The organism is Pseudomonas sp. NPDC078416 (genome assembly GCF_050268485.1).
GTDB lineage: Bacteria > Pseudomonadota > Gammaproteobacteria > Pseudomonadales > Pseudomonadaceae > Aquipseudomonas.
In genome coordinates this window covers 35,762-58,897 of sequence record NZ_JBNNGV010000030.1, presented here as the reverse complement: position 1 = coordinate 58,897, position 23,136 = coordinate 35,762, and the positions used below count along the sequence as shown (strand labels likewise).

24 protein-coding genes are annotated in these 23,136 nt (G+C 61.2%); 10 read left to right on the top strand and 14 right to left on the bottom strand.

What is annotated here, in order from left to right:
- Positions 1-253: 253 nt before the first annotated feature.
- The 4 genes from ACQKEN_RS21300 to ACQKEN_RS21285 form a co-directional block, all read right to left on the bottom strand.
- On the bottom strand, positions 254-814 hold the full coding sequence (locus tag ACQKEN_RS21300) for a DUF1003 domain-containing protein (protein WP_427688515.1): 561 nt from the start codon (positions 812-814) through the stop codon (positions 254-256).
- Between the two features lie 102 nt (positions 815-916).
- Complete coding sequence (locus ACQKEN_RS21295; protein ID WP_065993044.1) at positions 917-1,123, bottom strand: hypothetical protein; 207 nt, start codon at positions 1,121-1,123, stop codon at positions 917-919.
- A gap of 123 nt (positions 1,124-1,246) precedes the next feature.
- Entirely contained in the window at positions 1,247-1,729 is a 483-nt protein-coding gene (locus ACQKEN_RS21290) for a GreA/GreB family elongation factor (protein ID WP_427688521.1), read from the bottom strand.
- A 45-nt stretch (positions 1,730-1,774) separates the two neighbouring features.
- Entirely contained in the window at positions 1,775-2,170 is a 396-nt protein-coding gene (locus tag ACQKEN_RS21285) for a hypothetical protein (protein ID WP_427688513.1), read from the bottom strand.
- Positions 2,171-2,293: 123 nt separating this feature from the next.
- Here ACQKEN_RS21285 and earP point away from each other — a divergent pair, with 123 nt between their 5' ends.
- A complete protein-coding gene (gene earP, locus ACQKEN_RS21280) occupies positions 2,294-3,439 on the top strand; it encodes an elongation factor P maturation arginine rhamnosyltransferase EarP (protein WP_427688511.1) in 1,146 nt (381 codons plus the stop codon).
- A gap of 87 nt (positions 3,440-3,526) precedes the next feature.
- Positions 3,527-4,096: an elongation factor P gene (locus ACQKEN_RS21275; protein WP_037011849.1), complete on the top strand. Its 570-nt coding sequence runs from the start codon at positions 3,527-3,529 to the stop codon at positions 4,094-4,096.
- 210 nt (positions 4,097-4,306) lie between these two features.
- Here ACQKEN_RS21275 and ACQKEN_RS21270 read toward each other — a convergent pair whose 3' ends face one another.
- The 3 genes from ACQKEN_RS21270 to ACQKEN_RS21260 all read right to left on the bottom strand — a co-directional run bounded on the left by ACQKEN_RS21270 (position 4,307) and on the right by ACQKEN_RS21260 (position 6,438).
- Complete coding sequence (locus ACQKEN_RS21270; protein WP_427688509.1) at positions 4,307-5,326, bottom strand: alpha/beta hydrolase; 1,020 nt, start codon at positions 5,324-5,326, stop codon at positions 4,307-4,309.
- Positions 5,327-5,377: 51 nt separating this feature from the next.
- On the bottom strand, positions 5,378-5,797 hold the full coding sequence (locus ACQKEN_RS21265; RefSeq protein ID WP_065993050.1) for an organic hydroperoxide resistance protein: 420 nt from the start codon (positions 5,795-5,797) through the stop codon (positions 5,378-5,380).
- A 167-nt stretch (positions 5,798-5,964) separates the two neighbouring features.
- Positions 5,965-6,438 carry a MarR family winged helix-turn-helix transcriptional regulator gene (locus ACQKEN_RS21260; RefSeq protein ID WP_427688506.1) on the bottom strand — a complete coding sequence of 158 codons (474 nt, stop codon included), beginning with the start codon at positions 6,436-6,438 and terminating at the stop codon, positions 5,965-5,967.
- Positions 6,439-6,679: 241 nt separating this feature from the next.
- Between ACQKEN_RS21260 and ACQKEN_RS21255 the strand changes: the two genes are divergently transcribed.
- Positions 6,680-7,411 (top strand): sulfite exporter TauE/SafE family protein, encoded by a 732-nt coding sequence (locus tag ACQKEN_RS21255; protein ID WP_427688520.1) that lies wholly within the window; start codon positions 6,680-6,682, stop codon positions 7,409-7,411.
- Positions 7,412-7,428: 17 nt separating this feature from the next.
- Here the strand turns inward: ACQKEN_RS21255 and ACQKEN_RS21250 are convergent, their stop codons facing one another.
- Positions 7,429-8,283, bottom strand: coding sequence for a LysR substrate-binding domain-containing protein (locus ACQKEN_RS21250; protein ID WP_065993052.1), 855 nt, complete (start codon positions 8,281-8,283; stop codon positions 7,429-7,431).
- 96 nt (positions 8,284-8,379) lie between these two features.
- On the opposite strand from ACQKEN_RS21250, the gene ACQKEN_RS21245 reads away from it, so the two are divergent.
- Together ACQKEN_RS21245 and ACQKEN_RS21240 are read left to right on the top strand one after the other, a co-directional pair.
- Complete coding sequence (locus tag ACQKEN_RS21245; RefSeq protein ID WP_427688504.1) at positions 8,380-8,613, top strand: DUF1127 domain-containing protein; 234 nt, start codon at positions 8,380-8,382, stop codon at positions 8,611-8,613.
- 49 nt (positions 8,614-8,662) lie between these two features.
- On the top strand, positions 8,663-9,910 hold the full coding sequence (locus tag ACQKEN_RS21240) for a winged helix-turn-helix domain-containing protein (protein WP_427688502.1): 1,248 nt from the start codon (positions 8,663-8,665) through the stop codon (positions 9,908-9,910).
- 260 nt (positions 9,911-10,170) lie between these two features.
- On the opposite strand, the gene ACQKEN_RS21235 is transcribed toward ACQKEN_RS21240, so the two are convergent.
- Entirely contained in the window at positions 10,171-11,517 is a 1,347-nt protein-coding gene (locus tag ACQKEN_RS21235; RefSeq protein ID WP_369306425.1) for a class II 3-deoxy-7-phosphoheptulonate synthase, read from the bottom strand.
- A 226-nt stretch (positions 11,518-11,743) separates the two neighbouring features.
- Here ACQKEN_RS21235 and ACQKEN_RS21230 point away from each other — a divergent pair, with 226 nt between their 5' ends.
- Positions 11,744-12,499, top strand: coding sequence for a spermidine synthase (locus ACQKEN_RS21230; protein WP_427688500.1), 756 nt, complete (start codon positions 11,744-11,746; stop codon positions 12,497-12,499).
- Here the strand turns inward: ACQKEN_RS21230 and ACQKEN_RS21225 are convergent, their stop codons facing one another.
- Positions 12,500-13,291, bottom strand: a complete 792-nt coding sequence (locus tag ACQKEN_RS21225; RefSeq protein WP_427688498.1) for a crotonase/enoyl-CoA hydratase family protein — start codon at positions 13,289-13,291, stop codon at positions 12,500-12,502.
- Positions 13,292-13,706: 415 nt separating this feature from the next.
- Here ACQKEN_RS21225 and ACQKEN_RS21220 point away from each other — a divergent pair, with 415 nt between their 5' ends.
- The gene (locus tag ACQKEN_RS21220; RefSeq protein ID WP_133776427.1) at positions 13,707-15,383 is read left to right on the top strand and encodes a DEAD/DEAH box helicase; all 1,677 of its coding nucleotides are present in this window, start codon (positions 13,707-13,709) and stop codon (positions 15,381-15,383) included.
- A 244-nt stretch (positions 15,384-15,627) separates the two neighbouring features.
- On the opposite strand, the gene ACQKEN_RS21215 is transcribed toward ACQKEN_RS21220, so the two are convergent.
- On the bottom strand, positions 15,628-16,395 hold the full coding sequence (locus ACQKEN_RS21215) for a DODA-type extradiol aromatic ring-opening family dioxygenase (RefSeq protein ID WP_427688495.1): 768 nt from the start codon (positions 16,393-16,395) through the stop codon (positions 15,628-15,630).
- Between the two features lie 105 nt (positions 16,396-16,500).
- On the opposite strand from ACQKEN_RS21215, the gene ACQKEN_RS21210 reads away from it, so the two are divergent.
- Positions 16,501-17,157: a thiopurine S-methyltransferase gene (locus ACQKEN_RS21210; protein WP_427688493.1), complete on the top strand. Its 657-nt coding sequence runs from the start codon at positions 16,501-16,503 to the stop codon at positions 17,155-17,157.
- A gap of 73 nt (positions 17,158-17,230) precedes the next feature.
- Here ACQKEN_RS21210 and htpX read toward each other — a convergent pair whose 3' ends face one another.
- Positions 17,231-18,118: a protease HtpX gene (htpX, locus tag ACQKEN_RS21205; protein WP_037011815.1), complete on the bottom strand. Its 888-nt coding sequence runs from the start codon at positions 18,116-18,118 to the stop codon at positions 17,231-17,233.
- Positions 18,119-18,384: 266 nt separating this feature from the next.
- Entirely contained in the window at positions 18,385-19,596 is a 1,212-nt protein-coding gene (locus tag ACQKEN_RS21200; protein ID WP_122535600.1) for a pyridoxal phosphate-dependent aminotransferase, read from the bottom strand.
- A 191-nt stretch (positions 19,597-19,787) separates the two neighbouring features.
- Between ACQKEN_RS21200 and msrB the strand changes: the two genes are divergently transcribed.
- On the top strand, positions 19,788-20,186 hold the full coding sequence (gene msrB / locus ACQKEN_RS21195; RefSeq protein ID WP_427688490.1) for a peptide-methionine (R)-S-oxide reductase MsrB: 399 nt from the start codon (positions 19,788-19,790) through the stop codon (positions 20,184-20,186).
- 85 nt (positions 20,187-20,271) lie between these two features.
- Complete coding sequence (locus ACQKEN_RS21190; RefSeq protein WP_133776433.1) at positions 20,272-20,772, top strand: glutathione peroxidase; 501 nt, start codon at positions 20,272-20,274, stop codon at positions 20,770-20,772.
- 12 nt (positions 20,773-20,784) lie between these two features.
- Here ACQKEN_RS21190 and ACQKEN_RS21185 read toward each other — a convergent pair whose 3' ends face one another.
- The gene (locus ACQKEN_RS21185) at positions 20,785-23,103 is read right to left on the bottom strand and encodes a response regulator (protein WP_427688487.1); all 2,319 of its coding nucleotides are present in this window, start codon (positions 23,101-23,103) and stop codon (positions 20,785-20,787) included.
- Positions 23,104-23,136: the final 33 nt, after the last annotated feature.

Below are 23,136 nucleotides of genomic sequence, written 5' to 3'. Positions count from 1 at the left end.
CAGGCAGATCGCATTCGTGGGCAAGCGCGCTCCTACAGTGGAGCGGCGTGGGCCGGGATTCGGCGTCAGGCACAGAACCTGTGGGAGCCGGCTTGTTGGCGAATGCGGTGTGTCGGGCGAAATGGATGACACAGGCAGATCGCATTCGCGGGCAAGCGCGCTCCTACAGTGGATCTGCGCCGAATTAAAAAACGCGGTCGTGCGCAAAATTGGTTTGCGGCGAGCGCAACAGGGTCGGCGCGCGCGGGAACATTCAAACATGCCCATCGCGCTTGACGAAATGCTTGTGCATGTCCGCCGTCAGCGCTTCCACGCGTTCGGTCAGCACTTTGGTCATTTCGGTGAGTCGAGTGTTCTGTTCCAGCAGCTCGAGCATCTGCGCGGTGTTTTGCGCCGCGCGGGCCATGCGTTCTTCGTTGGCCGTCGCCAGCGCCTCTCGATGCTCCGCGTCGGCATCGGCACTGGCCTTGTCCCGGGCGGCCTGTCGGGTCTGGGCCAGCAGAATGAGCGGCGCGGCATAGGCGGATTGCAGGCTGAACGCCAGATTCAGCAGGATGAACGGGTACAGATCGAATGACACCAGCCCGCTCAGGTTCGCGCCCACCCACAGCAAGACCAGAAACGTCTGGGCGCCGAGAAAGGTGGGCGTGCCGAAGAAGCGCGCGAACGCCTCGGCCTTGAGGGCGAAGGCATCGGTGCCAAAGGTCGGCGCCAGGTGCGCGTGGCGTTTGTGAAAGCGCAGATGATCGACCGGCGCATCGACAGCGGAGGTGGCCGGCTCGGCGGGCGAGGGGACAGGCGTTGCAGTGGGCATGATGCTTTCCTGAAGACAGAAACATCTACCCACTATAGGCCCACGCCCCCTGGCGTTGTACTGAACCTCTGCTGAACCGCCGCGTGTCCCGGAGTGGCCGCGTCAGTCCACGGGCTCGGGGTACAGCGGCTTGGAACGCTGCATGATGCTGGCGTAGTCGTAAACGTACTGGCGGCCGGCGTGACTGGTCATGCGCAGGCGGTCGATCAGTTGTCGCTCTTTCTTGTTCAGGTATCTCAACCCGTGGTGGTCACTGGACTTGAGGCGATCACGTTCATGGGCGTCAGGGAAAGTGATGACGTTCGTCATGAAATATCTCCTTGGTTAAATCCGTGTCCCCGGCTCCGTGTTCCGGGATTCACCCTTTGTGGTGCGACCACGCACCTTACCCACAAAAAGTCGGACGCTACAACCCTGCAAATGATCAGTGGGTCACAGGATTTGCGTGATCTCGAACGATTGGCGACTGCCGTTCACCACCACTTCCACCTCATCGCCATCGAGCTTGCCAACCAGGCTCTGACCCAGTGGCGAGCGTGCCGTGATCACCGTAACCACCTGCTCGTCGACCGTGATTTTCAGCCCCGCTGCATCAGGCCCGAGAAACAACAGCTGCCCTGCGCCGTTGCCTGCCTGCAGCGCAATGAGATCGCCGGTCTGGATGCCGCGCTGGTCATCGAATGGCTTGAGCACAAGGTGGCGACAGAGGTTCAGCGACTGGCGGATTTCTTCCACGCGCCGCGCTTGGCCCGCCGCCAGATACGACGCCTCCAGCCCCAGGGTGTCGTACTTGTTCTCGGCGATGTTCTCTTCGTGGGTCGCGGTTTCGTACGCCGTTTGCGCGGCCCGCACCGCCACATCGAGATCGACCTGCAGCTTCTCGACGATGCACTGCAGCACGGTTTGCTTGTTCACGGGCATGGCGTGTTCACGGACATGGAATGGCTCGACAAAGGGGATTCAACCGCAGAACTGATACACGCTCGCACGGCTTTTCTCGCTGGGCGCGGTCTGGTTCTGCTGCATCCAGAACTGGCATTTCGGGCCGTTGAAGCTGCGTTGCCGCTCCGCCTGTTCGGCCTTTTGCGTCTGCCGCGCTTCGCTGTCGCGCAGGATCTGCCGGTATTGATCGAACATCGGGTTATCACTGTCCGGCTTTGGTTTGGCCGCAGGCGGGGCGGTCATCTGCGCGGCCGCATTGTTCAGCGCCTGGGTCTGCTCGGCGGGGAGCATTTTATAGACCAGCCACAGGCTCAGCAGGACAGCGAGAAACCCCAGCCAGATGCCGGCGGCAATCGACAGGATCAGCTTGAGCGGGCGCAGCGTGACGGACAGTTCGCGGTGGTTGACGTACATGACAGACTCCAGGCTTGTATGCATGTGGCCAGCGGTGGCGGCGATTGTCGCACGACCGGGGCTGGTGATTCTGCGCCGCAATGAAGGACAATCGGTTTTTTTGAACATCCTCAGGGAGCCCGGATGAAAGCCTCTTGGGATATTTTCTGCAGCGTTGTCGATAATTTCGGCGACGTCGGCGTGACCTTTCGCCTGGCCCGACAACTGGTCGCCGAACACGACCTGAAGGTTCGCCTCTGGATCGATGACCTGAACGCCTTCGCCCGGCTGTGCCCGGGTGCCGATCCGCTGGCCGACCAACAAGTACAGGATGGCGTCATCGTATGCCGCTGGCCAAAGGAGTGGTCCAAGGCCTGGCAACCGGTCGACCTGCCAGACGTGGTGGTCGAAGCCTTCGCCTGTCGCCTGCCGCCGGACTACATCGAGGCCATGCACGGAGCAGAGAAGCGGCCGCTGTGGTTCAACCTGGAATACCTCAGCGCCGAGGACTGGGTGTCGGGTTGCCATGGCCTGCCGTCGATCCAGTCTTCGGGCCTGCGCAAGTACTTCTTCTTCCCCGGATTCACCGAAAAGACCGGAGGGTTGTTGCGTGAAGCGGGCTTGATCGAAAAGCGTCAGGCGTTTCAGGCGAATCCCGCCGCACGCCAATCCTTCCTCCAGCGCCTGAACATCGTGCCCCACGCCGATGCGCGGCTGATGTCACTGTTTGCCTACGAACACGCCGGGCTCGGCAGCTGGCTGGATTGCCTGGCCCAGGCTGACCGCAACACTCACCTCCTGGTCCCGGAAGGCCGCATTCTGGGCGACGTTCAACGTTGGCTGGGCGCGGATGAATTGAAGGCGGGCGCGGTGCATGGCCGCGATGCCCTGACGATTCAGGTGCTGCCGTTCGTGCGCCAGGAGGACTACGACCAGCTGTTGTGGTGCTGCGATTTCAACGTGGTGCGCGGGGAGGATTCGTTTGTCCGTGCGCAATGGGCGGGGCGGCCGCTGATCTGGCACATCTATGAGCAGGACGACGACGCCCACTGGGCCAAGCTCGATGCGTTTCTCGAGTTGTATGGGGTGGGGTTGTCGGAGGAGGCGCGCCAGGCACTGACCGGGGTCTGGCACAGCTGGAATGGCGGCAAGGCCATGACTCATGGCTGGAATGCGCTCGAACAGCACACCGATGAACTGGCCGCCCGTGCCGAGCGCTGGTGTCTGGAACAGGCCTTGCAGGAGGATCTGACGACTGCGCTGGTAAGGTTTTACCAAAGTTGGATATGATACGCGGCCTTGTATTAAGCCCTGTACGAAAAGTGGCTTTTCGTACAGGGCTTAGAAAGATCTTTCATCCAAATTCGGATACTCGTAATGAAAACTGGTAAAGAGCTTAAACCCGGTACCGTGATCAAGCTGGAAAACGATCCTTGGCTGGTTCAGAAAGCTGAATTCACCAAGTCGGGCCGTAACAGCGCGATCATGAAGACCAAGCTGAAGAACCTGCTGACCGGCTACAAGACTGAAATCGTCTACAGCGCCGACGACAAGCTGGAAGACGTGATCCTGGACCGCAAAGAAGCCACGCTGTCTTTCATCAGCGGCGACACTTACACGTTCATGGACACCACCGACTACACCATGTACGAGCTGAACGCTGAAGACATCGAAGCCGTTCTGCCATTCGTCGAAGAAGGCATGACCGACGTCTGCGAAGCGATCTTCTTCGAAGACCGTCTGGTTTCCGTAGAGCTGCCGACCACCATCGTGCGCACCGTCGACTACACCGAAGGTTCGGCTCGTGGCGACACGTCGGGCAAGGTCATGAAGCCGGCCAAACTGGCCAACGGCACCGAGCTTCAGGTTGCTGACTTCATCGAAATCGGTGACAAGATCGAAATCGACACCCGCGAAGGTGGTTCCTACAAAGGCCGTGCCAAATAAGCACTGCTCTTGTAAGGCCGGTGATGTAACGCCGGACACGAAAAAGCCCGACCATAGAGTCGGGCTTTTTTGTGGCTGCGTGAAAGGGCAGTTCCAGCACACGCTGACCCTGTAGGAGCCGGCTTGCTGGCGAATGCGTCAGACGGGCCAATACGGTTGCGACTGACTAACGCGTTCGCCAGCAAGCCGGCCTCTACAGCTCGTGCCGCCTTACTTCAAATGCACTTTCAGCTCTTGTGAAGCCTGCAGCAATGCGGAGCGCACTTCCGGCACCTGACTGACCACATTCAACAGCCCGTAATCGTGAATCATGCCGTTGTAGCGAACTGCCGTCACCGGCACACCGGCCTGGTCCAGTTTGCGGGCGTAGGCTTCACCTTCGTCGCGCAGCACGTCAGCACCCGCCGTTTGCACCAGGGCAGGCGGCAGACCTTTCAACTGATCGGTCGTGGCCCGCAGAGGTGAGGCATAGATCTCGGCACGTTGTTTCGGATCGGTGGTGTAGTTGTCCCAGAACCACTTCATCATGTTGCGGGTGAGGAAGTGACCCTCGGCAAACTGATCATACGAACCGGTATCGAAGTTGGCGTCAGTCACCGGCCACAGCAGCACCTGGTAACGGATCGCCGGGGTGCCTTTGTCTTTGGCCATCAGGCTGACGACCGCCGCCATGTTGCCGCCGACGCTGTTGCCCGCCACCGCCAGACGCTTGCCGTCGACGTTGATTTCCTTGCCATGCTCGGCGACCCATTTGGTCGCCGCATAGGCCTGGTTGATCGCCGTCGGGTAGTGCGCTTCAGGCGAAGGCGTGTAGTTGACGAACACCGCCACTGCGCCCGAACCCTCTACCAGATCCCGTACCAGACGTTCGTGGGTCGGGTAATCGCCGAGCACCCAGCCGCCGCCGTGGAAGTACATGAACACTGGCAAGGTGCCTTTGACGCCCGCCGGACGAACGATCGTCAGGCTGATGTTCTGGCCGTCCACCGAAATGGTCTTCTGGCTGACATCGGCCTTGGGCAGAGTCAGCTTGACCCCGGCCTGGGCACCGGTCAGGACAGCGCGGGCATCTTTGGGAGAAAGCTGTTCGATCGGCTTGCCGCTTCCCGAATTCAGCGCGTCCAGAAACGCCTGCGTGTTGTGCTCGACGCCCGTGTCGGTCGCCGCATAAGCGTTGCCGATCGACAGTGCGAGGAGCGAGCCAGCCAGAATCTTGCCAAACGTGTTCATGTTCTTCTCCCGGTCAAACGAGTGTTGGGGACGAGGTCTTGTGACGAGCCTTTACACAGTCACGTGCAGACGGACATCGACGTTGCCGCGTGTGGCGTTGGAGTAAGGGCAGACCTGGTGGGCTGCATCGACCAACGCCTGAGCTTCGGCTTGTTCAAGGCCCGGCAGGCTGATGTGCAGGTCGATATCCAGACCGAAACCGCCGGGGATCTGGCCGATGCCGACATGGGCAGTGATCGAGGCGTCAGCCGGGATGGTTTTCTTGCTCTGGCCGGCGACGAACTTCAGTGCGCCGATGAAGCAGGCCGAGTAACCGGCAGCGAACAGTTGCTCAGGGTTGGTGGCTTCGCCGCCTGCACCGCCCAGTTCTTTCGGAGTGGCCAGTTTGACGTCGAGGATCTTGTTGTCGGAAACAGCGCGGCCATCACGGCCACCGGTTGCGGTTGCGACTGCAGTGTAGAGAGCTTGCATGGTAATTCCTCACGTGCTGATGGGTTGGGTACTGATGACTGAAACAGGGTCCGCTTTGCGCTAAAGTTTTGTGCGCTAAGCAAGTGAGGTTGAATGTACTGCGCTAATGTTTAGTGCGCAAGATAAATTTTCAGGATTTTTCAAAGGGGCGGATTTCGTAGGACGGATCAGATGCTTTCGTGCAGATTTCCACGCAGGGCGAGCAGGTCTTTCTGCAGGGCTTTCAGTTGCTCAAGGTTGATTCCGCTGGCGGCCAGAATGCATTGCGGAACGCTCTGCGCCTTTGCGTGCAACGCCTTGCCTTGTTCGGTCAGGGTCAGCAGCACGACGCGCTCATCTTCCTTGCTGCGGGTTCGACGGATCAGGCCTTCTGCTTCCAGCCGTTTGAGCAGCGGCGTCAGCGAGCCCGGATCAGTGAGCAGGCGGGTGCTGACTTCTCCGACGGTCAGGCCGTCGCGCTCCCACAACACCAGCATCGCCAGGTATTGCGGGTAGGTCAGGTTCAGCTCCTGCAGCAGTGGCTTGTACACCTTGGTCATCATCAGCGACGTCGAGTACAGGGCGAAACACAGCTGGTTATCCAGCAGCAGTTCGTCGCAACTGCCAGCGCCAGCCTTGTGGGTGGGCTCGTTGGCGTTCATGGGGTGTCCCTCGCTCAGTCAGTAATGTTCGGTAATTTAGTGCCCTGATGTTTAATGCACCACATAATTTCGGTAATGGGCGGGCGTGTAGCTCTCTATCGATCGGTGGCAGGTGCCGACTTTTTTGTGAATGGTTGATGAGCCCTGGATATCGTCAACGCGGATTTCCTCGACGGCACTGACTGCGTAGCATGCACGCTGAAATCGGATTAGAGGGTCGACCGTGATTGTCGATGTATTGATGTACCTGCTGCTGGGCGCCGCGATGGGCACGCTGGGCGGACTGTTCGGCATTGGCGGCGGGCTGGTGGCCATTCCGGCGCTGGGGGTGTTGTTCGGGCTTGATCAGCAACTGGCCCAGGGCACGGCGTTATTGATGGTGCTGCCCAATGTGCTCCTGGCGCTGTGGCGTTACAACCAGCGCAATCGGGTGTCGGTGCGCCATGCGCTGATGCTCATCGTGCCCAGTTTCACGATGTCCTGGCTGACCTCGCTGTGGGCTGTGCGCGTTGACCCGCAAAGCATGCGCCTGGGCTTCGTCGGGTTTCTCGTTGTGCTGACGCTGTTCAACCTGATCCAGATGGTCTGGCGCAAAGGCATTGTGGGCGCCGAGCTGCGCCACACCCGATGGTTGTGGCTGCTGGGCTTGGGCTCGGGCGTCACCGCCGGGCTGTTCGGCGTCGGTGGCGGAGTCATCGCAACGCCCATTCTGACCGGCCTGTTCGGCGCGACGCAGGTGGCGGCTCAGGGCCTTGCGCTGGCACTGGCGGCGCCGAGCACGGCGATCACGCTGGCGACCTACGCCTTGCACGGTCACGTCGACTGGCTGATGGGCATTCCCCTGGCCATCGGCGGGCTGGCCAGCATCAGCTGGGGCGTCGCCCTGGCGCACAGTCTGCCGGAACGCGTATTGCGCTCGCTGTTCTGCGGCTTTCTGGTGATCTGCGCGATCATGCTGTGCTTCAAGCTGTGAGCTGCTTGTAGCTCCCGTTATAGCCTGAACCCTTCGGCAATGTGATCGGCCAGGCACTCGGTGATCGGCGACGGATTGTTGGGGTTGCGCAGCAGCACGATGCTCGCCGACGGCAACTGCGGCAGCCCGTGCTGTTCGCCGAGCACTTCCAGGTCCGAGGTGATCAGGCTTTGCAGCTGCGCGGTCACCGCCAGCCCGGCGCTGACCACCGCCATGATCGCTGACAGGCTCGCGCTGGTGTAGGCCACCCGGAACTCGCGGCCGGACGCCTGCAGCGCATTGATCGCCCACTGCCGGCAAAAGCAATCGGTGTTGAACATCGCCAGCGGCATGGGCGTCTGCTCCTGTGGGCAAAAGCCTGCGCCGACGGCCCAGACAAACCGCTCCTGGCGCAGGATCTGGCCGATTTCCTTGCCGGGCTCACGGGTGACGATACTCAGGTCCAGGTCCTGGCGTTGCAGCAATTGCGACGACGACTCGCAATGCACTTCCACCTGCACCAGCGGGTAGGCCTGGGCAAAGCGCTGCAGAATGCCTGGCAGAAAGCGCATCACGTAATCGTCCGGCGTACCGATCTTCACCGTGCCGACCATGTGCGGCTCGCGCAGGGTGTTGAACACCTCGCTGTGCAGTTTCAGAATCCGTCGCGCGTAACCCAGCAGCACCTGGCCTTCCGCCGTGAAGCTGATGGTGCGGCCGTCCTTCAGAAACAACGGGCGCCGCACCACGTCTTCCTCCAGCCGTTTCATCTGCATGCTCACGGCCGACTGAGTGCGATTCACCACCTCGCCCGCCTTGGTGTAACCGCCCTCATCGGCGATCGCGACGAAGGTGCGCAGCAGCTCGCTGTCGATACTCGGGTAGGTGGTCATGCATCAATCTCCCAGATGCAGTGCATAAGAAACATTCGTTGGATTGATCTTAGGCGCGGCGAGAGAATCTGCCCATCCCCACTGGAGGGCAAGACGATGAAAGGTCAAAAAGGTTTCGTACTGGTCGCAAAACCTCTGTCGCGGCAATCCGCGCCGGAACATTGGTGGAAGTCGTTTGTGGCGCAGGTCGCTCGCTGGCGCAAGCTGCATCAGCAGCGCGTCGAACTGGCCACGCTGAGCGATGATGCCCTGAAGGATATGGGCCTGAGTCGGGCGGATGTCTACGAAGAAATCGAGCGTCCTTTCTGGGACGACCCGATGAAGCGCTGACAGGGCAGCGGGTGATCGGTTAGCGTTGGGCACCGCCATGGAGGTCGTAATGCCCGTCGAACCGCCGATCCACCCGCCACTTTCCCTCAAGCACGCGCGCCGTCTGGCGCTGGCGGCTCAAGGCTTCAACAGCCGCCAGCCACCAGCGACGATCAAGGCGGCGCACGTCACACAGCTGATCGAACGGCTCGGCGTGCTGCAGATCGATTCGGTCAACGCGCTGGTGCGATCGCACTACTTGCCGCTGTTTTCCCGGCTCGGCCCTTATTCGCGCACATTGCTGGAGCAGGCGGCGTGGAGCCAGGGTCGGCAGCGCAATCTGTTTGAGTACTGGGGCCACGAGGCGTCGTTGCTGCCGGTCGAGCTGTACCCGCTGATGCGCTGGCGGATGCAGCGCGCGTCCCAGGGCGAGGGCATTTATCAGCAACTGGCGAAGTTCGGCCGCGAGCAGCAGACCGTTATTGCCCGGGTGTTGCAGACCGTTCGCGAGCAGGGCGCGTTGGGCGCGGGCAGCATCAGCACCCGTCAGGAGCGCGCCGGACCCTGGTGGGACTGGAGCGCCGAAAAGCATGCGCTGGAATGGCTGTTTGCGGCGGGTGAGGTCACGGTCGCCGGCCGTCGCGGTTTCGAGCGGCTGTACGACTTGCCCGAGCGCGTTCTGCCGTCGGGGATCATCAATCATTCCGCTATAACCGCACCCGATGCCCAGCGCGGCTTGCTGCTGCACGCGGTAAAAGCGCTGGGTGTCGGTACCGAAAAAGACGTGCGCGATTATTTCCGACAGGACCCGGCACCGGCCAAGCGCGGTTTGGCAGAGCTGCTGGAGGAGGGCGCGGTTCAGCTTGTTCAGGTGCAGGGCTGGAAGCAACCGGCGTACACGCTTCCGGGGCTGACAGTGCCGCGCAAGGTCGCGGCCAGCGCGTTGCTGTCGCCGTTTGATTCATTGATCTGGGAGCGGGCGCGGACGGAGCGGCTGTTCGATTTTCACTACCGGCTGGAGATCTACACCCCTGCCCACAAGCGGGTTTACGGCTATTACGTGCTGCCGTTTCTGCACAACGAGCGCATCGCTGCGCGCATTGACCTGCGCGCTGAAAGGGCGGCGGGGCGTCTGGCGGTTCATGGGGTTCATGAAGAGCAACCCGGACTGGATGACGAAGGCATGCACGCCCTCGCATTTCACCTGCGGCAACTGGCCAACTGGCTGGAGTTGCCGCACGTGTTGATCAACTGCCAGCGCGCCAGTGCGGCGCGCTTGCGGGAGGCGTTTGTGGCCAGCGGTTTTGATCATCTGTAGCGGCAGCTGCCTGCTTTTTGTAGGACCGGCTTCAGCCAAGAATGGGCCTGGGATTCCTCCCCCGACCCCGCTGACAGGACGCACGCCTCGCCGGCGACTGTAGGAGCGCGCTTGCCCGCGAAAAAATTTCCCGACGCTGCACTCTGCCTGACAGTCCCCTTCGCCAGCAAGCCGGCTCCTACAGATTCGGTGCAGCATCCAGCCAATTCAGCGGATGCAGCATCGGATGTGCGGAGCATTCAGTCAAAGGCAGCAATGACCTACCGACGCACCTGCTTCAATGTCTCGGCGATCAAAAACGCCAGCTCCAGGGACTGATCGGCATTCATCCGTGGATCGCAGTGAGTGTGGTAGCGGTCCGACAAGCCATCTTCGGTAATCGGACGCGCGCCGCCGATGCATTCGGTGACGTTCTGCCCGGTCATCTCGATGTGGATGCCGCCGGCGTAGGTCCCTTCCGCCTGATGCACCTGGAAGAACTGCTTCACTTCCGCCAGGATCTGGGCGAAGTCGCGGGTCTTGTAACCGCTGCTGGCCTTGATCGTGTTGCCATGCATCGGGTCCGAACTCCACAGCACCTTTTTGCCTTCGCGCTCCACGGCACGGATCAGCCCCGGCAAATGGTCGCCGACCTTGTTGGCGCCCATGCGCGCAATCAGGTTCAGGCGGCCCGGATCGTTGTCGGGGTTGAGGATGTCGATCAGGCGAATCAGGTCGTCGGTGTTCATGCTCGGACCGACCTTGACGCCGATCGGGTTCTTCACGCCGCGCAGGAATTCCACATGGGCCCCGTCCAGCTGCCGCGTGCGGTCGCCGATCCACAGCATGTGTGCCGAGCAATCGTAGAAATCATTGGTCAGGCTGTCGCGGCGAACGAAGGCTTCTTCGAAATTCAGAAGCAGCGCTTCGTGGGCGGTGAAGAAACTGGTTTCGCGCAACTGCGGCGAGGTGTCCATGCCGCAAGCGCGCATGAACGCCAGGGTCTCGTCGATGCGATCGGCGAGCTGGCTGTATTTGTCCGACAGCGCCGAGTTGGCGATGAAATCCAGGTTCCACTTGTGGACTTGATGCAGATCGGCAAAACCGCCCTGAGCGAAAGCGCGCAGCAGGTTGAGGGTCGCGGTGGACTGGTGATACGCCTGCAGCAGACGATCAGGGTCCGGCACGCGGCTTTTCTCGTCGAAGCCGATGCCGTTGACGATGTCGCCGCGGTACGCCGGCAGCGTCACGCCGTCTATGGTCTCGTCGTTGGAAGAGCGCGGTTTGGCGAATTGCCCGGCCATGCGTCCGACCTTGACCACCGGGCAGCCGGCGGCAAAGGTCATGACGATCGCCATTTGCAGCAGCACCTTGAAGGTGTCGCGAATTTTCGCGGCCGAGAATTCGAAGAAGCTCTCCGCGCAATCGCCACCCTGCAACAGGAACGCCCGGCCCTCGGTGACCTCGGCAAACTGTCGGCGCAGCTCGCGCGCTTCCCCGGCAAACACCAGCGGTGGATAGCTGGCGAGGGTCTGCTCGACACGGCGAACGTGGTCGGCGTCGGGGTATTGAGGTTGCTGCTGGATAGGCAGGTTCCGCCAGCTGTCGGGGCTCCAGGGTTGGCTCATGTTGAACTCGAAGTCAGTGCGATCGGACAGGCATGTTAGCAGCTCAACCCGAGAATTTGCGTGACCTGCGGGGCGCGATTCGCCGACAATCCGCGCTTTTACGGGGCGCCTTGCGTTTGTCTGCACATCAGGCGCGGCACGCAGCAGCGCCGATCGCTGAGTGCGGCGATGCCAGTCCCTGCGGGCGCGATCCCGAATCACTCTGACCATGGGCACGAGAACAGCAATGACCGAGGAACGCGTAGAGCACGTGTTGGCCGAAGTTCACGACGAATTCGGCAAGATCCGCGTACTTGAAGTGGCCGATTACCGCTTCCTGGAGTTCGGTGATGCCATCGAACAGAGTTGCACGTTCACGGCCGATCCGGCCTGGCTTGAGTACGACTACACCCGCGCCATGTTCATTGGCGCGCTGTGCCATCCGTCCCCCGAAAGCGCGCTGTTCATGGGGCTGGGCGCGGGTACGCTGACCCAGGCGTGTCTGAAGTTTCTGCCCCTGGACGACGTCGAAGCCATTGAACTGCGCCCCGATGTGCCGCGTCTGGCCATGGAATACATGGGCCTGCAGGACGATCCCCGGTTGTATGTGCGCATCGGCGACGCCCTCCACCTGCTGCCGACCGCCGAAGACGCGGACCTGATCTTCGTCGACCTGTACACCGACACCGGCCCTGCCGTGGGCCATCTGGCCTGGGGGTTTCTCGAGAAATGCCAACAGCGCCTCAACCCCGGCGGCTGGCTGATCATCAATCAGTGGGCGTCGGACGATGGCAAACCTTTGGGCGCGGCCCTGCTGCGCGGTTTGTACCACCGTCATTACTGGGAGCTGCCGGTGAAGGAGGGCAACGTCATCCTGATCGTCCCCGCCGACCTAGACCAGACGCTGGACATTGACGCGCTGACCCAACGCGCCGAAAGCCTCGCGCCGCAACTGGGCTATTCGCTGTTGCCGCTGATCAAGACGCTGCGGCCCGCGACCTGATCAGCATCCTCTAAATAGCGGCGGGCGTTTTTCCTGCAGCGCCTGCAGGCCTTCTTTGGCGTCCTCGCTGTCCAGCACCCGCCGGACCAGTGCCGGCAAGGCCTCGGCCGCAACGCTTTCACCCTCGAGCACTGCCTGACGCGCGGACTCCAGGGTAGTGCGAATACCCAATGGCGCGCGGTCGGCAATGTGTTGGGCCAGGCGCAGCGCCGAGGGCAGAAGGTCCTCGGGGGCCATCACTTCCTGCACCAGGCCCATTCGGCAGGCTTCGTGAGCGTCGAATTCATCGCCCGTCAGCAGCCAGCGCATCGCATTGCCCCAACCCGCGATCTGGTGCAGCCTCAGGGTCGCGCCGGCGCAGGCAAAAATGCCGCGCTGCACTTCCAGATGGGCAAAGCGGGCATTGCTCGCGCACAGATTGATATCGGAGGCGAGCATCAGCTCGATGCCCAAGGTCAGGCACCAGCCCTGGGCCGCGACAATCACCGGCTTGCTGACCCGCGGACCGATCGACAGCCCCCAGGGATCGTAACCGCCGGGCGGTAGCGTCCAGCCCTCTCTCAGTGCCGGCCCGGCCTCGGCCAGATCGAGCCCGCCGGTGAAATGCTCGCCATGGGCAAACACCACCGCGACCCGTGCCTGGTCGTTACGCTCGAACTCGCCGTAGGCCAGGCTCAGCTGATTGAGCATGTCCAGGTCGAAGGCGTTGCGTTTGGCGACCCGGTCCAGGCCGATGAGCATGATTGCGCCGCGCTGTTCCCGGCTGACGTGGCCTTTGATCAATGAGGTCATGTCGCTGTTTCCTGCAGATGAGGAGAAAGGGAGGGTGGGGTGTCGCACTGTCTGGGTGAATCGTTTAAGCTCTGCTCGCAACCGATACCGGGCACTTGAAAAGTAGACACTGACGCAGCTTTGCGCAAAGCCTGTGACAGTTGGCCGCAAGGGGCTGTTTCGCGAAAAAAATCCTCACTTGTTTCAGCATTTCCGGTATAGTGCGCGCCGGCCTTTCATAGGGCCCTCGTCACGGTTTAGGTTCGCGAAGCCATCTTCTCGAATCGGTTCGGTCACGAACCACCCATGACGATCCATTCATCAATACGTTTTCGCAAATCCCCGCCGACAAAGCAGCCAGGGTGACTCTAGGGTCTTACACGGCACGCGCAGCTTTGAAGCATGGGTCTTTGCGGATGCACTCAGAGGCAGACCCATGACCCAGGAATCCGGCGGCTTCGCCGCTCTTAACCTTCACCCGACCATTCTTGCCGCTGTTATCGCGACTGGCTACGAAGAGCCTTCTGCCATTCAGCAGCAATCGATCCCGATTATCCTCGCCGGTCACGACATGATCGGTCAGGCGCAGACAGGTACCGGTAAAACCGCCGCCTTCGCTCTGCCAATCCTGAGCCTGATCGACCCGACGAAACGCGAGCCGCAAGCGCTGATCCTCGCGCCGACTCGTGAGCTGGCCCTGCAAGTGGCCACCGCGTTCGAAACCTACGCCAAGCAAATGCCGGGCGTGACCGTTGTGGCTGTCTACGGCGGCGCGCCGATGGGCCCGCAGCTGAAAGCCATTCGTAACGGCGCTCAAATCGTCGTCGCTACCCCGGGTCGTCTGTGTGACCACCTGCGTCGTGACGAAAAAGTCCTGGCGACCGTGAACCACCTGGTTCTTGACGAAGCCGACGAAATGCTCAAGCTGGGCTTCATGGATGACCTCGAAGTCATCTTCAAGGCCATGCCTGAAACCCGCCAGACCGTGCTGTTCTCGGCGACCCTGCCGCAGTCGATCCGTGCGATCGCCGAGCGTCACCTGAAAGACCCGAAACACGTCAAGATCCAGAGCAAGACCCAGACCGTTACCGCGATCGAGCAGGCTCACCTGCTGGTTCACGCTGACCAGAAGACCTCTGCCGTTCTGAGCCTGCTGGAAGTCGAAGACTTCGACGCCCTGATCATGTTCGTACGTACCAAGCAGGCCACTCTGGATCTGGCCAGCGCCCTTGAAGCCAAAGGCTACAAGGCTGCTGCGCTGAACGGCGACATCGCCCAGAACCAGCGTGAGCGCGTCATCGACTCCCTCAAGGATGGCCGTCTGGACATCGTTGTTGCGACTGACGTTGCTGCCCGTGGTCTGGACGTTCCGCGCATCACTCACGTGTTCAACGTTGATATGCCGTACGACCCGGAAGCCTACGTTCACCGTATCGGCCGTACTGGCCGTGCCGGTCGCGAAGGCCGCGCCCTGTTGCTGGTAACGCCGCGTGAGCGTCGCATGCTGCAAGTGATCGAGCGCATGACCGGTCAGAAAATCGCCGAAGTCCGCCTGCCGGATTCCCAGGCCGTTCTCGATGCCCGCATCAAGAAACTGACCAACAGCCTGTCGCCGCTGGTCGCTGATGCCGAAGCAAGCCATGGCGAATTGCTGGACCGCCTGACTGCCGACATCGGTTGCACCCCGCGTGCACTGGCCGCTGCTCTGCTGCGCAAGGCCACCAATGGTCAGGCGCTGACCCTGGGCGCAATCGAGAAAGAACGTCCACTGGTGCCGAACAACGCACCACGTGGTGATCGTCCTGAGCGTCCAGCAGGCGATCGTCCTGATCGTGGCGACCGTGAACGTCGTGCCCCGGTGCCGTTGGCCGAAGGCCGTGCTCGCTGCCGCACCGCACTGGGTGCCCGTGACGGCATCGCTGCGAAAAACCTGCTGGGCGCCATCCTCAACGAAGGCGGTCTGGCTCGTGAAGCCATCGGTCGCATCCAGGTGCGTGACAGCTTCAGCCTCGTCGAGCTGCCGGAAGACGGTCTCGAGCGTCTGCTGGCCAAGCTGAAAGACACCCGCGTTGCCGGCAAGCAGCTGAAGCTGCGTCGCTATCGCGAGGACTGATCGGCTCTTGAGCTGATCGTCTGAACAAAAAAATCCCCGACTGGTTCGGGGATTTTTTTGTGTAGGATTTGGGAAGTCCGGTGTCGGGGCGGTTCTAATAGCGCATCCGAGCACGCAGGCTTTTGATGTCAGTGGGACCGGCTTTAGCCGGGAAGGTGTCAGATGGCACGCTCCATAATTGATGTCGACTGACCTGGCCTATTCCCGGCTAAAGCCGGTCCTACAGGACCCAGTCCAGCCCAACTCACCCAAACCGATAGATGTCCATCCCCAGCGCACCCATGGTGAAACCCTGGTGCTCGATGCTGAACTCCCCGCCCGCCGCCCGTGCGAAATACAGGGGCAGCAGGTGTTCATCCGTCGGGTGGTTGCGCGCGGCGTGGGGTGCCTGGTTTCGATAATCATGCAGCGCTTGCAGATCGTCGGCCGCCAGCTTTTCCACCATCCAGTCGCGGAACGCCAGGGCCCACGGGGTGATGCTTTCAGGTCCCGCCTGCCAGTCCAGCTCTCGCAAGTTATGGGTGATGCTGCCAGAACCGATCAGCAGAACGTTTTCCTGACGCAGTCTATTCAGCGCCTGCCCGACCTTCGTCTGCAGGGCGGGGCCCATGCCCGTAGGCAGCGAGACCTGCACGATGGGAATATCCGCCTTCGGGTACATCAATGACAACGGCACCCAGACGCCATGGTCGAACGGCCGTTGGGTGGTCATGCGCGCCGGCAGGTCAGCCTCCGCCAGCAACTCCAGCACGTGGTGCGTCAGCTCCGGCATGCCGGGCGCCGGGTACTGCACGGCGAAAAGCTCGGGCGGGAAGCCGCCAAAGTCATGCCAGGTTTCTGGCTGAGGATTGCCGTTGACCAGCAGGTCGTTGCTTTCCCAATGTGCGGAGACCATCACGATGGCTTTAGGGCGCGGCAGGGCGGAGGCGAGACGTGCGAGCGCCGGCCCGCTTTCGCCCGGTTCGAGCGCAAGCATGGGCGAGCCGTGGGAAATGAACAGGCTAGGCAGCATTTGCAGTGTCCTGAGCGTATAAGGTGAGTGGCATGATCGGGCAGTACATCCATCTAAATCTAATATAAGTTTTCGTCCGTTTTGATCGGGATATCAGGAGTGTCTATGGAGCCGCGTTTTTGGCATGAGCGCTGGGCGATCAATCAGATCGGTTTCAATCAGGCGTCTGTGAATTCGCACCTGTTGCGCCTGTGGCCAGAGCTCACTGCCATGCCAGGGGAGCGCGTGCTGGTGCCGTTGTGCGGCAAAAGCATCGACATGGTGTGGCTGCTCAACCAGGGTTTTCACGTGGTGGGCGCGGAACTGTCTGAAATAGCGGTGGCCGGATTCTTCAGCGAGAACGGCTTGCAGGCCACGATCGAGGAGCGTGGCGCGCTCAAGGTCTATGGTGCGGAGGGCTGCGAGATCTGGTGCGGCGACTTCTTCTCTCTTAAGCCCGAAGACGTTGGCGACTGCACCGCCTTTTATGACCGTGCCGCCCTGATCGCGCTGCCGCCGGACTTGCGCTGGCGTTACGTCAGACAGCTCAATCATCTGCTGTCCAACGATGCCTGCGGCTTGCTGGTGACCCTGGATTACGACCAGTCGCTGATTGCCGGCCCGCCGTTCTCGGTGGATGAGGATGAAGTGCTGCAGTTGTTGTCCCCCGATTGGCGGGTCAAGCGCGTCGCGGATCTGGACGTGTTGGAGCAGGGCGTTAAGTTCAAGCAGGCGGGCGCGACGTCCCTGATGGAATATGCGTATCGGCTGTATCGCCGATAGCGCAGCGCATAGAAATGAGCACAAAAGAAAAGGGCGACTTCACGTCGCCCTTTCTCGTTGCAGCCTTAAGCAATCAACCGCGACGACGAAGCGCCTCGATGCGCTCTTCCAGCGGCGGGTGGCTCATGAACAGCCCGGCCAGGCCGTGCTTCAAACCACCGTTGATACCGAACGCGGTCATGCTCTCAGGCATTTGCACCGGCACGCCCTGTTCCGAGCGCAGACGCTGCAGCGCGCTGATCATTGCTCCCGTACCGGCCAGGCGGGCACCGGCGTCGTCGGCGCGGTATTCACGCTTGCGCGAGAACCACATGACGATGGCGCTGGCGAGGAAGCCCAGCACGATTTCGGCGAAGATGGTCGCGATGTAGAACGCGATGCCACGGCCTTCTTCGTTCTTGAAGATCACCTTGTCGACGAAGTTGCCGATGATTCGCGCGAAGAACATGACGAAGGTGTTGACCACGCCCTGGACCAGCGCCAGCGTCACCATGTCGCCGTTGGCGACGTGACCGATCTCGTGAGCCAGCACTGCTTTCACTTCATCGGGCGAAAAACGCTCCAGCAGGCCCTGGCTGACCGCGACCAGCGCGTCATTCTTGTTCCAGCCGGTGGCAAAGGCGTTGGCCTCGTAGGCAGGAAAAATGCCCACTTCCGGCATCTTGATGCCCGCATCGCGGGACAGTTGTTCCACGGTCTGCAGCAGCCATTGCTCATGACGGGTGCGGGGTTGGGTAATGATCTCGGTGCCCGTGCTCATCTTCGCCATCCACTTGGAGATGAACAGCGAGAACAGCGAACCGGCGAAACCGAACACTGCGCAGAAGATCAGCAGCTGATTGAGGTTCAGATCAACCCCGTTGGCCGCCATGAACCCGTTGAAGCCAAAAAGGCTCAGGGTAATGCTGGCAATCAGCACGACCGCAAGGTTAGTGGCCAAAAACAGCAAAATGCGCATCATGGTTAAGAGTTTCTCCTCGGGAAGAATATGTAACGTACTGCGGGGGTATATAAGGTGATGTCGGGGCGTATTCAACCGGGGGATCATTTCAAACTGTGTCGTCTGGCGTTGGCACGACAATCAAGGTCGCCGGCGACAGGGCAGGTGCGAAGCCATGGGGCTTGAAACCGTAGAAGCCGGCTTGCTGGCGAACCCCGGTGTGTCAGGCGACATCGTCGTCACTGATCAACCCCGTTCGCCAGCAAGCCGGCTCCTTGCAGGCAGCATTACTGCTTGTAAGTCTTCAGGAAGTTGCCGATCCGGCCAATGGCCTGTTCCAGATCATCCACACGCGGCAGCGTCACCACGCGGAAGTGGTCCGGCCACGGCCAGTTGAACGCTGTGCCCTGAACGATCAGCAGCTTTTCCGACAGCAGCAGGTCCAGCGCGAACTTCTCGTCGTTGTGGATCGGGCAGACTTTCGGGTCGATGCGCGGGAAGGCGTACAACGCGCCCATCGGCTTCACGCAGCTCACGCCCGGAATATCGTTGAGCAATTCCCAGGTACGGTTGCGCTGTTCCAGTAGACGGCCCGGCGGCAGGATCAGGTCATTGATGCTCTGATAGCCGCCCAGCGCGGTCTGGATCGCGTGCTGGCTCGGCACGTTGGCGCACAGGCGCATGTTCGCCAGGATGTCGATGCCTTCGATGTAGCTCTGGGCGTTGTGCTTGGGCCCGGAAATCGCGATCCAGCCGGAACGGAAACCGGCCACGCGGTAGGACTTCGACAGTCCGTTGAACGTCAGGCACAGCAGGTCCGGTGCCAGCGAGGCAGTGCAGATGTGCACGGCGTCATCGTAGAGAATCTTGTCGTAGATTTCGTCGGAGAACACCACCAGATTGTGCTGACGGGCAATCTCCAGCATCCCCAGCAACACTTCACGGGAATACACGGCGCCGGTCGGGTTGTTCGGGTTGATGATCACCATCGCCTTGGTGTTCGGCGTGATCTTGGCCTTCATGTCCTCCAGATCAGGCCACCAGTTGGCCTGCTCGTCGCACAAGTAATGCACCGGGTTGCCGCCGGACAACGCCACGGCGGCGGTCCACAGCGGGTAGTCCGGTGCCGGGACCAGCACTTCGTCGCCGTTGTTGAGCAGGGCCTGCATCGACATCACGATCAGTTCCGAGACGCCGTTGCCCAGGTAGATGTCTTCGATGCCGACACCTTCGACCTGCTTCTGCTGGTAGTACTGCATCACCGCCTTGCGTGCACTGAACAGGCCTTTGGAATCGCTGTAGCCCTGGGCCATGGGCAGGTTGCGGATGACGTCCTGCAGAATTTCGTCCGGCGCCTCGAAACCAAACGGCGCCGGGTTGCCGATGTTCAGCTTGAGGATGCGATGGCCTTCCTCTTCCAGGCGCTTGGCGTGCTTTAGCACCGGCCCGCGAATGTCGTAGCAGACGTTGGCGAGCTTGTTCGATTTGCTGAACTGCATGGTGATTGGTCCCGAAAAGAGACGGCCCGCTGTATGAAGAAGCGCAGACCGCTGAGCATGACGCCATCAAAATGGGTTTGTACGCGAGAAACGCGGGTGACAGACTGGCGTCCAACGAAGGCGCAATCATACGTGCCACCCGATCCGTGGAAAAGACACAGATCGGCTTTTTCATTTACGGAGGTCTACCCGTGGCTAAGCTGGATAAAACCCTTGAAGAATGGAAAGCGATGCTCGATCCCGAGCAGTACAACGTCTGCCGGCTGAAGGGCACGGAGCGTCCATTCAGCGGCAAATACAACGAAACCAAGACTGACGGCGTTTACCACTGCATCTGCTGCAACGAGCCCTTATTCGATTCGAAGACGAAGTTTGATTCGGGCTGCGGCTGGCCGAGCTTCTACGCGCCGCTGGGAGGCAGCGCAGTGGTCGAAGTGCGCGACGTCAGTCACGGCATGATTCGCACCGAAGTGGTCTGCAGCCAATGCGATGCTCACCTCGGTCATGTGTTTCCGGATGGTCCGCCGCCTACCGGTCTGCGCTACTGCATCAACTCCGTGTGCCTGGATTTGGTGCCGCGCAGCGCCTGATGCAGGCCTATCACCGGCAACAATGGGATAGCGCGCCAGGCAATGGCGCGCTAGCTTGGCTGTTTACCACTTTCGAGGCATCGCCATGAGCGACGAGCTGCTGAATATTCCGGTGCAAACGATCAAGGGCGAGCAAAAGACCCTGGCTGATTTCGGCGGCAAGGCGGTACTGGTGGTGAACACCGCCAGCAAGTGCGGTTTCACGCCGCAATACAAGGGTCTTGAGGAATTGTGGCAGGGCTACAAGGATCGCGGGCTGGTGGTGCTGGGCTTTCCGTGCAATCAGTTCGGCAAGCAGGAGCCCGGCAACGAAGGCGCGATTTCCGACTTTTGCGAACTCAACTACGGGGTGAGCTTTCCGCTGTTCAAAAAGATCGACGTCAACGGCAGCCATGCCCACCCGCTGTTCGTGCAGCTGAAGAAGCGCGCGCCGGGGTTGCTCGGTTCCGAAGGCATCAAGTGGAATTTCACCAAGTTCCTGGTGGGCCGCGACGGCAAGCTGGTCAAGCGTTACGCGCCATTGACCAAGCCGGAAGACATCAAGGCCGACATCGAAGCGTTGTTGAAAGAACAAGCCGCCGGTTGATCGAAGCAGCCTTTAATGCGGCTGCTCTACGGGGATCCACTGATCCAGCAACGCCATCAATTCTTCGCGACGAAACGGCTTGGCCAAGTAGTCGCTCATGCCCGCAACTTTGCAGTGCTCCCGCTCTTCCGGCATCGCGTTGGCCGTCAGCGCGATGATCGGCAGATCTGACCAGCGATCGCTCTCCCGGATTCGTCGCGTAGCGTCATAGCCGTTCATCACTGGCATGTTGCAGTCCATCAGCACCAGATCGAAGTGATCCTGCTCAAGCTGCTGCAGCGCCTCAGCGCCATTGCTGCTGACGACCACATCGCAGCCGAGCTTGCTGAGCATGCCTTTCGCCACGAGCTGATTAACCGGGTTGTCCTCCACCAGCAGAATACGCGCCCGATGGGTGGGTGAAGGGTCGCCCTGATCCTGGCTGATACCTGCCTGACCATTGGCGTCCAGAATACGCGCCAGGCTCTGATGCAATACATTGCGCGAAAGTGGCCGCGCCTGTTGCTGCAGCGGCGCCAGGGCCGCCACCTGCTCGCCGGGCATGAAGTTGCCGTACGCCGTCACCAGCCACACCGGCACCGTGCTTGCCTCGCGGATGGCTACCAGGCACTGCGGGCAATCGGTGATCAGCAGGTCCGCGTCAGCATCGGGCGGCGCGTCTTCGGCCAGCGGCTGACAGGTAACGCCCCATTCCGGCAGCAGTCGGCTGAGCATTTCCAGCAAACCGCTGTTCTCGTCGCTGCCCACCAGGACTTTGCCTTTAAGCAGCGGCCATTGCAGCGCGGGCGCGTGTGCCGGCAGCGGCAGGTCCACGCGGAAACGGCTGCCGGCGCCAAGGACAGATTCGATACTCAATTGCCCGTTCATGGCATCGGTCAGGTTGTGGGTCAGGGTCAAGCCCAGACCGGTTCCGCCGTACTGTCGGGTGATCGCGGCTTCGGCTTGAGTGAATGGCTGAAAGATCTTGGCCTGGGCGTCCTGCGCGATGCCGATTCCCGTGTCGCACACCTCGATGCGCACGTGGTCGCCATGCTGACTGAGGCGCACATCCACGCGCCCGGCGCGGGTGAACTTGAGCGCGTTGGAGAGCAGGTTGCTGACGATCTGCCGCACCCGCGTCGGGTCACCCAGCACCGACGCCGGAAAGCGCGGGTCGATCAGGCAGGTCAGCTCGACATTCGGCGCCGCGTTTTGCGACAGCAGGCTGGCGGTGTCTTCGATCAACGCGGCCAGATCGAACGGAATGCGTTCGAGCTCAACCTGGCCGGCGTCGAATTTCGACAGGTCGAGAATGTCATTCAGCAGCTCGACCAGCACCTTGCCCGAGTCGTGGGCAATGGACAGCTGCTGGCGCTGTTCTGCGCTGAGCGGGCCATCAAGGGACAACGCCAGCATGCCCAGCAAACCGTTGAGCGGCGTGCGGATTTCATGGCTCATGTGGGCCAGAAACGCAGAGCGCGCGTGGGCCATGTCCAGCGCCGTGCTGCGCGCGATCTGCAGTTCTTCGTTGGACTGGCTGAGCCGGGCGTTGCTGGCTTCGAGCTGATTGGTGCGTGCGGAGACAATGTCTTCCAGTTCATTGAGGTGGTCGGTGAGGCGGTTTTCCGCCTCCCGCCGCTGCGCAAACTCACTGGCAACACTCTCGAACTGCCGATTGGTGACCGCCACCAACACGCCGATTTCATCGTTTTCGTGGCCGGGCGGGCAGGGCACCGGCGGTTGAACGGGGCTGCGCGGATCACGTTCCGACAGCGCACGGATCATTCCCGTCAGCGGTTTGGTCAGGGTGAAGTAGAACAGCGCCAGCAGCAGGCCGGCCAGCACCAGGCTGCGCACGAAGCCGTTGACCAGAGTGATCCCGGCGCGCTGCAGAAAATGGCTGCCGAAGGCGAAAGTGTCGACGTCCAGGTGCAGGGTACCGATGGACTCATTGGGGATGTGATCCAGGTGCAGCACGTCTTCGAACTGACGACTCCCGCCGAACAGGAAATCACTGACCATCCGGTAGGCGCTCTTCGCCAACGGCCGTGATACGGCAGCGAGCTGCAGGTTGTTGTTATCGGTCAGCCGCGCGCCGACCACGGCAGGGGAGTGCAGCAGGCCCAGGGTCAGTTCTTGCGCCAGTTCTGCGTCCAGGTTGTAGGCGATGCGCGAGGCGGGGTTGTGACTGATTTGCAGCAACGAGCGAATTTCACGATCGATGGACGCGTCTTCGCTGGCATAATCGAGGGCAATTTGAAACAGACTGAGCAGCGTGCCCAATACAAAGCCGATCAGCACAGTCAAACGGGCCTGTTTGAATGACAGCCGGTGGGTGATCGCTATATCCATAAAGGCACTGTCACTTCTTGTGTCCGTCGCGTG

Bases quoted from the DNA above. Each gene is read 5' to 3' on its own strand.
- ACQKEN_RS21300 (WP_427688515.1), bottom strand. From the start codon at position 814: ATGCCCACTGCAACGCCTGTCCCCTCGCCCGCCGAGCCGGCCACCTCC.
- ACQKEN_RS21295 (WP_065993044.1), bottom strand. From the start codon at position 1,123: ATGACGAACGTCATCACTTTCCCTGACGCCCATGAACGTGATCGCCTC.
- ACQKEN_RS21285 (WP_427688513.1), bottom strand. From the start codon at position 2,170: ATGTACGTCAACCACCGCGAACTGTCCGTCACGCTGCGCCCGCTCAAG.
- earP (WP_427688511.1), top strand. From the start codon at position 2,294: ATGAAAGCCTCTTGGGATATTTTCTGCAGCGTTGTCGATAATTTCGGC.
- ACQKEN_RS21275 (WP_037011849.1), top strand. From the start codon at position 3,527: ATGAAAACTGGTAAAGAGCTTAAACCCGGTACCGTGATCAAGCTGGAA.
- ACQKEN_RS21270 (WP_427688509.1), bottom strand. From the start codon at position 5,326: ATGAACACGTTTGGCAAGATTCTGGCTGGCTCGCTCCTCGCACTGTCG.
- ACQKEN_RS21265 (WP_065993050.1), bottom strand. From the start codon at position 5,797: ATGCAAGCTCTCTACACTGCAGTCGCAACCGCAACCGGTGGCCGTGAT.
- ACQKEN_RS21260 (WP_427688506.1), bottom strand. From the start codon at position 6,438: ATGAACGCCAACGAGCCCACCCACAAGGCTGGCGCTGGCAGTTGCGAC.
- ACQKEN_RS21255 (WP_427688520.1), top strand. From the start codon at position 6,680: ATGTACCTGCTGCTGGGCGCCGCGATGGGCACGCTGGGCGGACTGTTC.
- ACQKEN_RS21250 (WP_065993052.1), bottom strand. From the start codon at position 8,283: ATGACCACCTACCCGAGTATCGACAGCGAGCTGCTGCGCACCTTCGTC.
- ACQKEN_RS21245 (WP_427688504.1), top strand. From the start codon at position 8,380: ATGAAAGGTCAAAAAGGTTTCGTACTGGTCGCAAAACCTCTGTCGCGG.
- ACQKEN_RS21240 (WP_427688502.1), top strand. From the start codon at position 8,663: ATGCCCGTCGAACCGCCGATCCACCCGCCACTTTCCCTCAAGCACGCG.
- ACQKEN_RS21235 (WP_369306425.1), bottom strand. From the start codon at position 11,517: ATGAGCCAACCCTGGAGCCCCGACAGCTGGCGGAACCTGCCTATCCAG.
- ACQKEN_RS21230 (WP_427688500.1), top strand. From the start codon at position 11,744: ATGACCGAGGAACGCGTAGAGCACGTGTTGGCCGAAGTTCACGACGAA.
- ACQKEN_RS21225 (WP_427688498.1), bottom strand. From the start codon at position 13,291: ATGACCTCATTGATCAAAGGCCACGTCAGCCGGGAACAGCGCGGCGCA.
- ACQKEN_RS21220 (WP_133776427.1), top strand. From the start codon at position 13,707: ATGACCCAGGAATCCGGCGGCTTCGCCGCTCTTAACCTTCACCCGACC.
- ACQKEN_RS21215 (WP_427688495.1), bottom strand. From the start codon at position 16,395: ATGCTGCCTAGCCTGTTCATTTCCCACGGCTCGCCCATGCTTGCGCTC.
- ACQKEN_RS21210 (WP_427688493.1), top strand. From the start codon at position 16,501: ATGGAGCCGCGTTTTTGGCATGAGCGCTGGGCGATCAATCAGATCGGT.
- htpX (WP_037011815.1), bottom strand. From the start codon at position 18,118: ATGATGCGCATTTTGCTGTTTTTGGCCACTAACCTTGCGGTCGTGCTG.
- ACQKEN_RS21200 (WP_122535600.1), bottom strand. From the start codon at position 19,596: ATGCAGTTCAGCAAATCGAACAAGCTCGCCAACGTCTGCTACGACATT.
- ACQKEN_RS21190 (WP_133776433.1), top strand. From the start codon at position 20,272: ATGAGCGACGAGCTGCTGAATATTCCGGTGCAAACGATCAAGGGCGAG.
- ACQKEN_RS21185 (WP_427688487.1), bottom strand. From the start codon at position 23,103: ATGGATATAGCGATCACCCACCGGCTGTCATTCAAACAGGCCCGTTTG.